A 14493-nucleotide genomic window follows, 5' to 3' on the forward strand; every position below is an offset into this window, starting at 1 on the left:
TTAATTTACCATAGAAAAAGCAGATAGTAATCATACTATCTGCTGACCTTTTTTCAAATTTTCACCTATTACCCTACTGGGAGGCTTTTAGTCCGGCTACTTCTGCCTGCCTAAGTTCAATCCTTCTAATTTTTCCAGAAGTCGTTTTAGGAAGATCCTCTACAAACTCTACCTTTCGAGGGTACTTATATGGAGCGGTTAATTCTTTTACATGGTCTTGCAAATCCTTCACAAGTTCGTCATTAGATATAATACCTTCACGTAAGACAACGAAAGCTTTAACAATATTGCCACGAACTTCGTCTGGACTCGCAACTACAGCACACTCTTTTACAGAAGGATGCTTTACAAGTGCATCTTCTACTTCAAATGGTCCAATTGTATAACCCGAGCTAATAATGATGTCATCTGACCGGCCTTCAAACCAGAAGTAGCCATCCTCATCCTTTTTGGCTTTATCACCGGTTATATAATAGTCTCCCCTATATTGCATAGCCGTTCTTTCTGGATCCTTATAGTACTCTTTGAAAAGAGCTGGTGTATCCACATGAACACCAATATCACCAACTTCTCCAACTTTACAAGGGTTCCCGTACTCATCTACAATTTCAACATTATTTCCTGGTGTTGGTAGACCCATTGATCCAGGTTTTATTTTCATTCCTTTTAATACACCAACTAACAAGGTGTTTTCCGTTTGTCCATATCCATCACGAACCTCTACATTAAACTCTCTTTTGAAGGTATCAATTACTTCCCGATTTAGTGGTTCTCCAGCAGACACTGCACTATGCAAAGCTGGAAGAGAGTATTCAGATAGATTTTTCACCTTTGCCATCAGGCGATATTCTGTCGGTGTACAACACAAGACATTAATTTTGTATGAGCTTAATAGTTCTAAGTATTTATTTGGGTCAAATTTACCGTTATACACAAAGCCTGTTGCACCACTTCCAAGTGTAGAGAGGAAAGGGCTCCAGATCCATTTTTGCCAGCCAGGTCCTGCAGTTGCCCATACTGTATCTCCTTCTCCAATGCTTAACCAATAAGGTGCTGCTGTCTTTAAATGAGCGTATGCCCATCCATGGGTATGGACTACTCCCTTTGGATTGCCTGTAGTCCCAGATGTATAGGATAAAAAGGCAGTATCATCTTTACCAGTTTCTACAGTAAGAAATTCATCAGATTGCTCTGTCATTTCCTGATCTAGGGAAATCCATCCTTCCGTTTTTTCTCCAACTACGAATTTATTTATGTGTTCAATATTATCAATACCTGAGAACTGGTCACAATACGGAAAATAACTAATGATTGCTTTTACATCACCATGTACGATTCGATATTGGAGGTCTTTTGCTCGAAGCATTTCTGAGCTAGGAATCACAACTAGTCCTGCTTTTAAGGCCCCCAAATAAACCATATATGCTTCAACTAGTCGAGGTATAATAACTAATACTGTATCACCTTTGGTAAGGCCATGCTTTTGAAAAGTATTCCCGATGCGGTTTACATTATTGAAGAGGTCTACATATGTAATTTCTTTTTGGTTGCCCTGTTCATCTTCCCACTTCAATGCAACCTTATTTGGGTCCTTCGTATATTTTTCGATTTCTTGAACCAAATTATAGCGTGCCGGTGCGAGTAAATCTTCTCTCTTCACAAACATACCTCCTCGTTTTTTATATTCTAATTATATAAAATATTTCAGACAATTTGGAGGTTTTTTGTGAATTTTTTATGACCAGGTAATATGTTCTGATAATAAAAAGGACGGGAAGAATCCCGTCCTTGTAGCCATCTATTTTTATTTTTAGAAAGAACCACCGCTCATATTTTGTTGAGCGAAAGATACTAAACGCTTAGTGATTTCTCCACCAACTGAACCGTTAGCGCGAGAAGTAGTATCTGCACCAAGGTTTACACCAAACTCTTGTGCAATTTCAAGTTTCATTTGGTCGATTGCTTGTTGAGCACCAGCTACTAAAAGTTGATTACTATTGTTGTTGTTTGCCATGTGCTATCACCTCCTTGTGAGTATAGATTGTGTAAAAACACATGGCAACATACATCCAATTCACTGGTAAATCTTCACAACAGATGTACGATTTTCTAATAAGATATCAAAAAGGTAAGCTACCTTTTAAAAGGCTAAAACAGCTCTTCCATTTCTTGTTTGTGAGATCCGTCAAGAGTTAATACTTCTGTATTTTTTACTGCCTTTTCAATTAAGCCCTCAAAATCAACATAGCTTTCATAGTGAGTTACCTTTTCAAGCTTAGGTCGGGTCTTTGGTGCTGCTGGTGCAAATATCGTACAACAGTCTTCATATGGTCTGATAGATATATCATGCGTATTGATTTTCTTGGCAAGATCAATAATATCAAATTTGTCTACTGCAATAAGTGGTCGAATAATAGGTGTTGTCGTAACATTATTAATCACATACATGCTTTCTAATGTTTGACTTGCTACCTGACCAAGACTTTCCCCTGTAGCAATCGCAAGGCCGTTCCGATTTTTGCGGATCGCATCTGTTATCCGTAACATCATCCTTCTTGTTGAAATGAGGGAGTAGTTCTCAGGGATTTGTCTTTGAATGACCTGTTGGATTTCTGTAAACGGGACAATGTGTAATTTAATCATTCCCGAGAATTGTGTTAACTGTTTTGCAAGATCGATTACCTTTTGCCTCGCACGTTCGCTTGTATATGGGGGACTATGGAAATGTACGGCCTCTATGGTTAGTCCCCGCTTCATTGATAGAAAGCCGGCTACAGGGCTATCTAGCCCTCCTGAAAGCATAAGCATCGCTTTCCCGCTAGTTCCAACTGGAAGACCGCCTAAGCCTGCCACATCTTTAAACGTGATATACGTAGCTTCCTTCCGAACCTCAACCCGGATATCTATATCCGGTGTATGCACATTTACATGTATGCTATCAATATTCTTTAATATATGACTTCCCAGTTCATGATTTAACTGATTGGTGTCTAAAGGAAAGCTTTTGTCTGAGCGTTTTGTTGAAATTTTAAAGGATCTGTCGCTATAGTCTAATTGTTTAAAGGCCGCTAGGACCCCATCTTTTATTTCGTTTAGCTCACTCTCCGTCTTTAACGCTAGGCTAAAGGATTGTATGCCAATAATATTTTTAAGCACTTCTACAATCCCTTCATGCGGTTCTCCATTTAGTTTGATATAAATTCGGTCTCTTGTTTTTTCAAACGTTAGCTTCTCATACTCTGTTAGCTTTACTTGTATATTTTTCGATAATTTATTGATAAACAGACTTCGATTTCGACCTTTTGTTGTTATCTCGCCAAATCGTATTAAAATGTGATCATATTCCATGACTTTACCTCATTACTTTTTGTAGTTTTTGTATAGATGTTCTGATACTTTCAATTATCATCGGAACCTCTTCCAACTGGTTCATGTATGATAGACTTATTCGAATGGAGCTATTTGCCTGAATCTCTGGTACTCCCATTGCAATCAGGGTTTTACTAGGTGTATTTTTTTTTGATGAACATGCTGAAGTAGTAGACACATATATATTTTTTTCCTCTAATAAATGTACAAAAACTTCCGGCTTTAATCCATTAATTGAAAAATTGATAATATGTGGAGCACTAGCTTTTTCTGGTGTCAGTATAGTAATACCTTCTATTTCTAAAAGTTGCTTTCTAATGTTTTCCTTTAACATTGAAAGATACTCAGTTTTTTCCCCAACATCCGTTAGCGTCAACCGTAGCGCCTTTGCGAGCGCTACAAATCCAGCTACATTTTCCGTTCCTGCACGTACTTGTAACTCTTGCTCTCCACCAGCTATTAATGACTTTAGTTTTACACCTTGACGAACATAGAGTAATCCTGTTCCTTTAACGCCATTAAATTTGTGTCCTGAAATCGTACATAAATCTATATGAGCCCTTTTAAAATCTAGCGGCACCTTACCTATTCCTTGAACATGATCAACGTGAAAAAAGATTTTAGGGTGCTTTGTTAAAAGTTCTCCAATTTCTTCAATTGGTTGAATTGTACCAACTTCATTATTTACATGAATCATCGAGACAAGAATCGTATCTTCACGAATCGCTTTCTCAACTGATTCAATTGAGACAACTCCTCCTTTATCCACAGGAAGATACGTTATTTCGAAGCCAAGGTCCGTAAGTTGATTACAAGTCTCACTTACAGAAGGATGCTCAATTGCTGTTGTAATGATATGCTTGCCTCTATTTCGGTGTTGCAGAGCGACACCCTTTATCGCTAAATTATTCCCTTCAGATCCACCAGAAGTAAAGATTATTTCTTGTGGCTTTACATGTAAAAGAGATGCGATTTGCGCTCTCGATTGGCTTAATAGTTTTTCTGCTTGTCCACCAATCCCATGTAAAGAGGAAGGATTCCCAAAGTAGTTTTTTGCTACTTTTATATAAGATTCAATAACATCATCGAATGGTTTTGTTGTTGCGCTATTATCTAAATAAATCATCTAGTTTACACCTCAACTAATAAATACTACGACTATCTTGAGCCCATTAGAGCAATTATTTGCTACAAAATCATACCATACATTTATGATTTTATAAAAAAAAAAGGACCACCTATTTGGGCCCTTAAATGTTAATTATCGATTTCAATTAATTGTTCAATTTTTTTCAATGCTCCTGGATCAACATCTTCTATTGCTGTTGCAGCTTGTTCTAACGCTAGTGCATATTCGTAATTTCTAAATGACATTTCGGCTTCAAGTAGACTACTAGCAATTTTCGGATTTCGGCTGCGGTAACGATTACCATATTGAATGACTTTTTCAGCTAAATATACCTGCTCAATCATTTCTTCTGTATTCTGATATGTTTTTGCTACTAAATCAAGTGCATTTTGTAATGTTTGATTTACTGTTTTCATGTTAAGTGGTTTTTCCTCTAAGCTTGAACCTACCTGCGTTAGTGCTAATTTAGCTTCTGACATAAGTTCCTTGTACTGAGAAGGTAGACCAGGAATGTTACTTTTTGATATGAGTCGTCTTGCATCGGCAAGTTGTTTTATCATTTCTGAAATCTGTTCTCTTGCATGTAGCTCATCCTTACGAAGGGTTTTTAGCATCTCTGAATATTGTAAATGCTCCTCCTTAACACCTTGGATGCTACCATAGATCTCATCTAATTCTTCTTTAATTATAGAGTATGCTATTTGATCTTGATCAAGTTTTGATTGAATCGTAACATACTGCTTTACTAGTTGTTTAATTTGCTTCACTAAGTTTCTGTGTTTCTCAAGATCCTGATCATGTAATTGATAGCTTTGTTGAACAAAGGCTGTTTCCTCCTCCGTCTTTTTACTACCTTCTTGTAGATCCTCTAGATCTTGTTCAATTTTTTCTACCTCATTTTTCACGAATTGATTTGCCTTCACTTCTTCCTCAAGCAAATCGTAAATCGTTTCAAGGGCTTCACTTATTTCTTCAATACCTTTTTTTACTTCTTCAAGCTTAAGCTCTTCGATTAATTTTACTAACTCCGTTACCCGCACTCTCATTCTCTCGATTTCTTTATCAACTTGATGATGCTCTAGAGCATACCCTTCTTGTTGCATTTGATTAAATCCTTCAGACACTTCATTTAGTTGATTTGGTATGCTTGTCTGGCATTCGTGTAATAAATGAGGAATCTCGTCCATTTGCTTACTAGTTGCAGATAATGAGTCCTTGATTAACAAAACAATTTCTCTCGCCTCAAAGTAATTTCCGTTCGATGTAGCTTCTTCAAACAACTTGAAACTCCCATTGATGCTATCAAGTTGAGTCTCTAACTGTGTTTCTGCTTGACCAAAAGTATGACGGTGGGCTAATAAGGTCTTTTTTAGCTCCCGGTATAATTTAGTAAATTCGTCAATTTCAATTCGATTTTTTTCTTCACTACCAACCAAGTCTTTAAGTTCATCTAAAATAACAACAATATTTGCTTCTGCATCATTTAAAATAGCTTCGATTTGCCCTAAAATTCTTTTCGCTTTTCCAAACCGGTATTTATCTGCTAAATCCTCAGCATCAAATAATAATTCTTCTACATCAGGAAGCATTACGGTTACAATTTCATCCCATTGCTTTCTCCATCGTTCAAATAATTCCTCAGTTTGTCCAGTCATATTAAGCTCTTTGACCTTCGCTATTTCATCCGTAACAGGTCGGTTCATCATATCGATCTTCCAAGCCTCCAGTTTATCCACGGCTTTATAGATCTTTTTTCTGGAATAAAAACCAAATATTACAATTACACTTGCTAATATAATTATGCCGATTATGATTTCCATAATTTGGCCTCCTTGCTCCCACAATCAATCTAGTCTAGATATATATGTAAAAATTACTTATATGTATATAAATTCTATTTGAATGTTTTTATAATGTATTTATGATACCATGTAAACGACATTTTTTGACTAAAACTTTTAAAATTTTTTACAAATTTTATATAAAAATGGAGGATTTGTCGATGAAAGCTGATGGTCATATTCATACACCCTTTTGTCCACATGGTACAAAGGATATTTTTGAGGAATATATTTCACGTGCAAAGCACTTAGGATTTACTGAAATTTCATTTACCGAGCATGCTCCATTGCCTTTGCGTTTCAGTGATCCGACTCCAGAAAAGGACAGTGGAATGGATTTTAAGGATTTGGATACTTACTTTTCTGTGTTGTCAGCCCTTCAAACTCGATTTGCTTCTGATATAAAAATTAATATTGGATTAGAGGTTGATTACATAGAGGGGTATGAAGAGGATACGAGGAACTTTTTAGATGAGTATGGTCGCTTTTTAGATGACAGCATTCTTTCCGTTCATTTTTTAAAGAACAACGAAGATTACTACTGTCTAGACTATAGTCCTGATACGTTTCAAACGATGATCCAAAAGTTTTCATCTGTTGAAGCTATTTATGAAGCCTATTTTACAACACTTTCACGTTCCATTGCATCCAATCTTGGACGTTATAAACCGAAAAGGATTGGACATATCACGCTAGTTCATAAATTTCAAAAAAAGTTTCCACTTGCTCAGTCTTTCGATAAAGAAATTCGTGATATATTAGACCAAATAGCTGAGCAAGGTTTGGCAATTGATTATAATGGAGCAGGTGTTAATAAACCCCTTTGTCGGGAAGTTTATCCGCCTGATCGAGTAATTAAGGAAGCTATCAAACGAAAAATCCCTCTTGTCTATGGATCAGATGCTCATAGCTCGAAGGATTTAAATCAAGGCTTTGACTCACTTTTAAATAATGCCAAACTAGAGTCACCTACAATATAATCTTAATCAAATATGCCTTGGGATGTTTGCTCCCAGATTTCGGCCCACGGGAAGTGGGACAAAAAGAACTTGCCATAGTAACTGGTGTTCTTAGTCATTGATCTAACTGCTTGAAAAACTTCGATCGAAAATCTGTGGCATCCCCCGGACTACTTTTTTCAGCATCTGCTGAAATAGAGTTAGATATTTACTGGCAATGGTGTTACTTTATATTTTATTCCTTGTATCTGTTTGCAAATTGTTGTGTTCACCCATTTTTCTATTTCATGGCAATATTGCTCGGTCACATACATTTCATATGGCATAATATGCAGAACTTCAGACATATATTGAGGATGTAAATAAGGCATTGAGAGCATACCCTTAAGCTGCATGATAGCATACGGGATTGGAATATGGGTGAATTCCTGTTGTTTGATTCCAGTCTCAAAAATAACTTGAAAATAATATTTTTCCTTTGTCATATAGGTTGTCATTACTTCCCGAATCAAGGTGGTATCGAATGTGATTTCCCTTAGGACAAACCTAGTTAAGTGACGATTGTCCTTTTGATATTCCATAATTCCTTTAATAGCAAGTAATAAACATTCTCTTGCGGATCTATTGTCTAGCTCAATATAGGCTGACTCTATCATTTTCAAATATCCTTCTAAGTAGGTTGAAACGAGGTGCTCTAATAAACCCTCTTTGTTTCCGAAGTAGTAGGAGATGTTAGCTACGTTACAATTTGCTTTTTTCGCAATTTCACGTACAGTTGTTCCATCGAAACCCTTTGTATTAAATAAAAATGCAGCCGATTCAATTACTTTTTGTTTCATGCTTTTATTTTTCATAACCAACCCACCTTACCCTTAATAGTATATAGATTTCGGTAATAAAAGGCAGATTCCTTTAAGATTTTATCGACAAGTCATGCGCTATAACCCGTTTTTTGATATTATTTATGTAGGAAATACTCAAATGGAGGAGAACTATCATGTTTCATGTCGAACAATATAAAGGCAACAAAGAAGAAGACTATCAACTTGTAATAAAACAGCTTCAGGCTTTACTAGAAGACGAACCGGATCAAATTGCAAACCTTGCAAATGCTTCGGCTTTATTAAATCAATTTTTGGACAAAATTAACTGGGTTGGCTTTTACATCATGAGGGATGGAGAACTTGTTTTAGGACCATTCCAAGGCCTACCAGCTTGTGTTCGGATTCCTGTCGGTCGTGGTGTTTGTGGAACTGCTGTACAAAATAAAGCTACCCAAAGAATTGCAGATGTTCACTTATTCCCTGGACATATTGCGTGTGACAGTGCCTCACAATCGGAAATTGTCATTCCACTTATGAAGGATGGCGAGGTTTTTGGAGTGTTGGATATTGACAGTCCAATCAAAGACCGTTTTACTGAAGTTGATCAAAAATGTTTAGAAGAACTGGTTACTGTACTTGAAAAGTATATCTAATTTATGAAAGGACAGTGAGGTTTCCCTCACTGTTTTTTTTATCCGTTTAACGCTTGATTTAAATCTTCCCATATATCCTCCCATGCTTCTAAACCAACTGAGAGACGAATTAAATTATCTGTTATTCCCATTTGCAGTCTTACCTCTTCTGGAACCACTGCATGGGTCATTGTTGCAGGATGTTGAATGAGGGTTTCCGTATCCCCAAGACTTACTGCAATTTTTATTAACGTAAGTCGATTAAGAATTTCTTGAGCGTCCTTTTTTGACCCGTTTATGGTAAAGGATAGTAAACCACCAGGCTGTCTCATTTGTTTTCTCATAATGTTATAATCTGTGTTATTTGGGTCCCCTGGGTAATATATAGTATTTATGTTTTTGTGTTCTTTTAGTAAGGTTGCGATTCTAGCCGCATTTTGACAGTGTCGGTCCATTCTGACAGGCAAGGTTTTTAAGCCGCGTAATAGAAGCCATGCATCGAAAGGTGAGATAATCCCGCCTATATCTTTTTTTGTTGTCATGGAAACAAGTTGAATAAATTCCTTCTTTCCTACTACAAGACCTGCAATCACATCACCATGCCCCCCAATATATTTGGTTGCACTATGAATCACAATGTCACACCCAAGCTTAATTGGTTGTTGTAAATATGGTGAGCTAAAGGTGTTATCGACTACAACAGGTATTTGATATTGCTTAGCTATCTTTACAACCTTTTGCAAATCAATTAGCTTCATTGTTGGATTTATTGGAGTTTCAATATAAATTAGTTTTGTATCCTGTCTAATCTTCGAAATTATTTCTTCCTCATCTTCCATGATGCTAAAATCATGCTCGATATTATATTTCTCTTTCATCATCTGAAGGAGGCCAAATGTACAACCATACAACCCCTGAGAACAAAGAATATGGTCACCTGAACTAGTTAATGAGAGTAAAACAGCTGACACAGCAGCCATTCCCGAACCAAAGGCTAGACCTGCTTCTCCATTCTCTAATAATGCGATTCTATCCTCTAATAGCTTTACAGTTGGGTTTCCTAATCTAGAATAAATATATCCCTCTTCCGCTCCAGCAAAACGTGCCTCCCCTTGCTCAGCAGTCTGAAATGTAAAGGTCGAAGTTTGGTAAAGTGGTGGTGTTAGGCTTCCATTGGAGGTTTCAGACTGCCCCCCGTGAATGGCTAATGTATCAAAATTTTTACTTTCCTTACTCATTTTCTCCTATTCCCCCTTGAATACATTGATTCTATCAATAGCATATGACAAGTAAGGTTGTTTTGAAAGCGTTTTCTAAAAACAGAGCGGTTTAGTCACTTTTTAGGAATGTTGTGTTAAATCAATAAAGTGTATATGAAGGAATTTGATCTTAAGATAAGTTGCACTGCCTTTCCAGTTGAGTTGATTGTCATGCCTTTTCCATTGCTTTTGTTACGTCCTTTTCCACCTTCTTTAATTCTTCATATTTACAAACATACAAAAAGACATTCCATTAGGAATGTCCCAGACTGTTGACAAACGCTCGCATACTGCGTTGCTTGCCTCTCTCGTCCGCTCATGAAGGCAACTTCTATTCGCGTCTTCGATCGGCTTCACGCCTTGTCTGACAAGCGTTTTCATGACAGTCTTAGTACATAATGTAACCAGAGATTTTCATACTAAGAGAGTGTAGACATTCCATTAGGAATGTCCTTCACTTACTGTATTTTCACTTGCTACAACTTGATTTTTACCTGATTGTTTCGCTACGTAGAGTGCATTGTCTGTTCGATGGAACAAACTTTGAAATGTTTCCTTAGAATCCTGATACCATGTTGCAACACCACATGATATAGTAACTTTTGGGTTGGAGTATTTTTCCACTCTTTTACCTAGTCGCTCAGCAACAGCTATGCCAGAAGGGAGATCCACTCTAGGTAAATAAATGGCCAATTCTTCACCACCCCATCTAGCTCCTATATCATTGTCGCGAATATTGTCTTTAATGAGATTTGCAATTTGAACAATTGCTTCATCCCCTACTTGATGTCCATATGTGTCATTAATCCCTTTGAAATTATCAATATCAATTAATATAAACGTCCCATAGGCATCTGTGTCCATTGATTCCTGTACACAATCTTCTAGATAATTACGAGAATAGAGCTTTGTTAAATAATCAGTTATCACTAATTTTTCAAGCTCTTCCCGTAAGATTGAGTTTGTAAATGCCAGGGATGAATGATGGATTAAAGATTGAAGAAGTTTAAACTTTTCAAACGAAAAGTAATATGGTAATTCATGTAAAATTATGGCTACCCCAAGAATTTCATCTCGTTGGATTATCGGGACAGACATCATTGAACGATAAGAAGCTCCTTTAAAAGTTGGTTCTAGTCGTAAATCCCCTATGAAGAGTGGCTCCTTTTCCGTTAAAATCCTACTCAGACTATATAGAACATATTGTTCCCCGTATCCACCCTCAAAAAAGGCAGTACTACCAGGAAGCACCTCTATTTGACTGCTTGTTTGTAGAAAGAATCCAACCTCATTTGCTCCAAAGGAACTTTTTATCTGGGATGACATAAAAGTCATAGTATCTGTTAACCGTAAGTTCGAATTGAGTTTATGCGATGTTTCATTAATCAACTGAAGATCAGCGATTAATTGTTTCGATTGTTGGTAGAGTTGAGCATTTTCAAACGCATTTCCTGCTGTATTTGCTAGCAGCTCAATAAATTGTATTTCCGATTTTGGCAAACCAATGGCGTAATGTGCATTTATTTGTAAGACCCCATATACTCCTTGTCTGCCTTTTAATGGAGCATAAATGATTGACTTTTTATCTTTCAAGGAATCCTCGAGCTGTAACTTTCCCGTTACAAACGCTTCCATTACAAGTGAATTTTCACCATGCTCATATTGTTGAATATCCTTTATAGGTATAACATTGTGTGTTGTGTTATCATGTGCAAGAAATAAGGTATAAGTAAAAGATGGGTATACATCTTGTAATGTATTGATAACCTCTTCTAGCACAGCATCTATATCCATTGTAGAATGAAACTTAGAGGTTACTCTAAATAGTTGCTCATATCTCATTTCTTCATTAGGAAACTTCATCATTATCACCCATCTGAAATCAAATGCGCCTTGGCGTATTTGCACCCGATTTATTTAGGCCCACACAATGTGGGTCACAATACGTTGCCACAGAATGTGGCTTTCTTAGTCCGAGGTATTCGCCGGAGGCTTTAACTTTATTCAACCGGGTTAGACCCCGCTTAAAATGTATACTATATATACCACCCACCCATCACACTACCTAAAAATAGTGGAAGTTTGATGAATATAGTTACATACTTTATAAATCTATTATAATAGATATTGTAGGAAAAGTGTTTCATTATCTCTCAAAAAAAGAAATTTATTACTATATTTGGGTAAAAAATAGCATTTTTGTAATTACAATTTACAATAACAGCTTATTACATGTATATTTCAGAGAAAACTTGACTTCCTTTTCTAAAAATCATATAATGAGCGTTGTGTAAAATATTGCAGCATTTGTGAGTAGGTTTTTGTTCTATTTTGTTCCTCTGCTGAGCATTTTGCTCTAAGATGGTGTATCTTGTAACTCTTTGCTGCTGGGGCGAGGATACATGAAAACAAAATAGTCGAGAGCGTCTAGCACATCTGTTTTTATTTTACAACAAAATAAAAACATTGAAGGAGGAGTCATTCATGGCTCGTTATACAGGTCCAAGCTGGAAATTATCCCGTCGTCTTGGCATTTCATTAAGTGGTACAGGTAAAGAATTAGAAAAGCGTCCTTACGCTCCTGGACAACATGGTCCAAACCAACGTAAGAAGCTTTCTGAGTATGGTTTACAATTACAAGAAAAGCAAAAGCTTCGTCATATGTATGGTATGAATGAGCGTCAATTCCGCAATTTATTTGATTCTGCAAGTAAAATGCAAGGTGTTGTTGGTGAAAACTTCATGATTCTTCTTGAATCACGTTTAGATAACCTAGTTTACCGTCTTGGTCTTGCTCGTACTCGTCGTGCAGCACGTCAATTAGTTAACCATGGTCATATTGTAGTTGATGGTAGTCGCGTTGACATCCCATCATACCGTGTAAAACCTGGTCAAACAATCTCAGTTCGTGAAAAGTCACGTAACTTAGTTGCGATCAAAGAAGCACTTGAAGCTACTAACTTTGTACCAGAATATCTAACATTTGATGCTGATAAACTAGAAGGAACTTTTACTCGTTTACCTGAGCGTTCTGAATTACCGGCAGAAATTAACGAAGCATTCATCGTTGAGTTCTACTCACGTTAATCTTCATAGAAAAGGAAAGGGAGTCTCCCTTTCCTTTTTTTGTTGGCAAAAATACCGGGTGCTCCTAGTAGGAACACCCGGTATTTTTTAGTATTTAATTAAGAAGTATTTTTTCTTGCCACGGCGAATCACGGTGAATTGACCTTCGATTCTATCTTGTTCAGTCAAATTTACCTCTATTTCTTGGACTCTTTCTCCGTTTACATAGATTGCACCATTTGCAATATCTTCACGCGCCTGACGTTTGGACGGCGATATTTTACTCATCACTAAAAGATCAACTAATCCTACCTCGGCTTCGCCTTTATATTCAAACGAAGGTACATCCTTAAATCCTTGTTTAACTTCCTCCGCCGTTAATTCACTAATAGACCCACTGAATAAAGCAGTTGAAATTTTTACAGCTTGCTCAAATGCTTCTGGTCCGTGTACCAACTTTGTAACCTCTTCTGCCAGTGTCTTTTGAGCGAGTCTTTTTTCTGGAGCTTCTTGGATTTCTGATTCAAGCTTTTCAATTTCTTCTTTTGATAGGAACGTAAAATATTTTAAATAACGAATTACATCTCGATCATCGGTATTAATCCAGAATTGATAGAATTCATATGGTGATGTTTTGTCTTTGTCTAGCCATATAGTCCCGCCTTCTGTCTTACCGAATTTCGTCCCATCGGATTTAGTCACAAGTGGGATTGTTAGTCCATACGCTTTCGCGTCATCTACTGTTTTACGGATTAATTCTAAGCCTGCTGTGATATTTCCCCATTGGTCACTTCCCCCAATTTGCAGGCGACAACCTTCGTTTTCATATAGCTTTAAGAAGTCGTAAGATTGTAATATCATATAGCTAAACTCTGTAAAGGATATTCCTGCATCTAAACGAGATTGTACAGAATCCTTTGCAAGCATGTAATTTAATCCAAAGCTTTTACCAATATCACGTAAGAACGTAATAAGATCTAAGCTACCTATCCAATCATAGTTATTTGCAATTTGTGCTGGATTTCCTTCAGCTTCAAAATCTAAAAAGCGAGAAAGTTGGTCCTTGATACTACTACTAAATTGCTCAACTACTTCTTTCGTATTTAATGTTCTTTCTGCCTTTTTGCCGCTAGGATCACCAATCAAACCTGTTGCACCACCCACGAGAGCAATTGGTTGATGGCCCGCTAATTGAAATCTTCTCAAAGATAAAACACCTACTAGATGACCGATATGTAAGCTGTCTGCTGTTGGATCAAATCCACAATATAATTTAATTTTTTCATTCTCAAGTGTGTTGCGAAGTCCTTCTTCATCAGTGACTTGATTAATAAGACCCCGATAAGCTAAATCTTGGATAACGTCCATGTTCTAATCTCCTTTTAATTGGTGTTCAAAAATCCGGTAAAATGAC

Annotated in this window: 12 protein-coding genes; 3 read left to right on the plus strand and 9 right to left on the minus strand. The window is 36.8% G+C overall.

What is annotated here, in order from left to right:
- Window positions 1–73 precede the first annotated feature (73 nt).
- From mbcS to ezrA, 5 genes are all read right to left on the minus strand, one after another.
- Window positions 74–1660 (minus strand): acyl-CoA synthetase MbcS, encoded by a 1587-nt coding sequence (mbcS, locus tag ACWNMY_RS05460; RefSeq protein WP_449537258.1) that lies wholly within the window; start codon window positions 1658–1660, stop codon window positions 74–76.
- 150 nt (window positions 1661–1810) lie between these two features.
- On the minus strand, window positions 1811–2014 hold the full coding sequence (locus ACWNMY_RS05465) for a small, acid-soluble spore protein, alpha/beta type (RefSeq protein ID WP_449537259.1): 204 nt from the start codon (window positions 2012–2014) through the stop codon (window positions 1811–1813).
- Window positions 2015–2148: 134 nt separating this feature from the next.
- Window positions 2149–3348, minus strand: a complete 1200-nt coding sequence (thiI, locus tag ACWNMY_RS05470; protein WP_449537260.1) for a tRNA uracil 4-sulfurtransferase ThiI — start codon at window positions 3346–3348, stop codon at window positions 2149–2151.
- A 4-nt stretch (window positions 3349–3352) separates the two neighbouring features.
- Complete coding sequence (locus ACWNMY_RS05475) at window positions 3353–4495, minus strand: cysteine desulfurase family protein (RefSeq protein ID WP_449537261.1); 1143 nt, start codon at window positions 4493–4495, stop codon at window positions 3353–3355.
- 131 nt (window positions 4496–4626) lie between these two features.
- A complete protein-coding gene (gene ezrA, locus ACWNMY_RS05480) occupies window positions 4627–6318 on the minus strand; it encodes a septation ring formation regulator EzrA (RefSeq protein WP_449537262.1) in 1692 nt (563 codons plus the stop codon).
- 182 nt (window positions 6319–6500) lie between these two features.
- Between ezrA and hisJ the strand changes: the two genes are divergently transcribed.
- Entirely contained in the window at window positions 6501–7319 is an 819-nt protein-coding gene (gene hisJ / locus ACWNMY_RS05485) for a histidinol-phosphatase HisJ (protein WP_449537263.1), read from the plus strand.
- A gap of 179 nt (window positions 7320–7498) precedes the next feature.
- Here the strand turns inward: hisJ and refZ are convergent, their stop codons facing one another.
- The gene (refZ, locus tag ACWNMY_RS05490; protein WP_449537264.1) at window positions 7499–8152 is read right to left on the minus strand and encodes a forespore capture DNA-binding protein RefZ; all 654 of its coding nucleotides are present in this window, start codon (window positions 8150–8152) and stop codon (window positions 7499–7501) included.
- Window positions 8153–8295: 143 nt separating this feature from the next.
- Here refZ and ACWNMY_RS05495 point away from each other — a divergent pair, with 143 nt between their 5' ends.
- The gene (locus ACWNMY_RS05495) at window positions 8296–8775 is read left to right on the plus strand and encodes a GAF domain-containing protein (protein ID WP_449537265.1); all 480 of its coding nucleotides are present in this window, start codon (window positions 8296–8298) and stop codon (window positions 8773–8775) included.
- 38 nt (window positions 8776–8813) lie between these two features.
- Here the strand turns inward: ACWNMY_RS05495 and megL are convergent, their stop codons facing one another.
- The gene (gene megL, locus ACWNMY_RS05500; protein ID WP_449537266.1) at window positions 8814–9992 is read right to left on the minus strand and encodes a methionine gamma-lyase; all 1179 of its coding nucleotides are present in this window, start codon (window positions 9990–9992) and stop codon (window positions 8814–8816) included.
- Between the two features lie 462 nt (window positions 9993–10454).
- The gene (locus tag ACWNMY_RS05505; protein ID WP_449537267.1) at window positions 10455–11879 is read right to left on the minus strand and encodes a sensor domain-containing diguanylate cyclase; all 1425 of its coding nucleotides are present in this window, start codon (window positions 11877–11879) and stop codon (window positions 10455–10457) included.
- A gap of 618 nt (window positions 11880–12497) precedes the next feature.
- Here ACWNMY_RS05505 and rpsD point away from each other — a divergent pair.
- Window positions 12498–13100, plus strand: a complete 603-nt coding sequence (rpsD, locus tag ACWNMY_RS05510) for a 30S ribosomal protein S4 (protein WP_449537268.1) — start codon at window positions 12498–12500, stop codon at window positions 13098–13100.
- 87 nt (window positions 13101–13187) lie between these two features.
- Here the strand turns inward: rpsD and tyrS are convergent, their stop codons facing one another.
- Window positions 13188–14447 carry a tyrosine--tRNA ligase gene (tyrS, locus tag ACWNMY_RS05515; RefSeq protein WP_449537269.1) on the minus strand — a complete coding sequence of 420 codons (1260 nt, stop codon included), beginning with the start codon at window positions 14445–14447 and terminating at the stop codon, window positions 13188–13190.
- Window positions 14448–14493 lie beyond the last annotated feature (46 nt).

The organism is Ferdinandcohnia sp. Marseille-Q9671, from assembly GCF_976954385.1.

Excerpts from the sequence above, each read along its gene's own strand:
- ACWNMY_RS05495 (WP_449537265.1), top strand. The coding sequence starts at position 8,296 with ATGTTTCATGTCGAACAATATAAAGGCAACAAAGAAGAAGACTATCAA.
- ACWNMY_RS05475 (WP_449537261.1), bottom strand. The coding sequence starts at position 4,495 with ATGATTTATTTAGATAATAGCGCAACAACAAAACCATTCGATGATGTT.
- ACWNMY_RS05465 (WP_449537259.1), bottom strand. The coding sequence starts at position 2,014 with ATGGCAAACAACAACAATAGTAATCAACTTTTAGTAGCTGGTGCTCAA.
- megL (WP_449537266.1), bottom strand. The coding sequence starts at position 9,992 with ATGAGTAAGGAAAGTAAAAATTTTGATACATTAGCCATTCACGGGGGG.
- refZ (WP_449537264.1), bottom strand. The coding sequence starts at position 8,152 with ATGAAAAATAAAAGCATGAAACAAAAAGTAATTGAATCGGCTGCATTT.
- rpsD (WP_449537268.1), top strand. The coding sequence starts at position 12,498 with ATGGCTCGTTATACAGGTCCAAGCTGGAAATTATCCCGTCGTCTTGGC.
- ACWNMY_RS05505 (WP_449537267.1), bottom strand. The coding sequence starts at position 11,879 with ATGATGAAGTTTCCTAATGAAGAAATGAGATATGAGCAACTATTTAGA.
- ezrA (WP_449537262.1), bottom strand. The coding sequence starts at position 6,318 with ATGGAAATCATAATCGGCATAATTATATTAGCAAGTGTAATTGTAATA.
- tyrS (WP_449537269.1), bottom strand. The coding sequence starts at position 14,447 with ATGGACGTTATCCAAGATTTAGCTTATCGGGGTCTTATTAATCAAGTC.
- thiI (WP_449537260.1), bottom strand. The coding sequence starts at position 3,348 with ATGGAATATGATCACATTTTAATACGATTTGGCGAGATAACAACAAAA.
- hisJ (WP_449537263.1), top strand. The coding sequence starts at position 6,501 with ATGAAAGCTGATGGTCATATTCATACACCCTTTTGTCCACATGGTACA.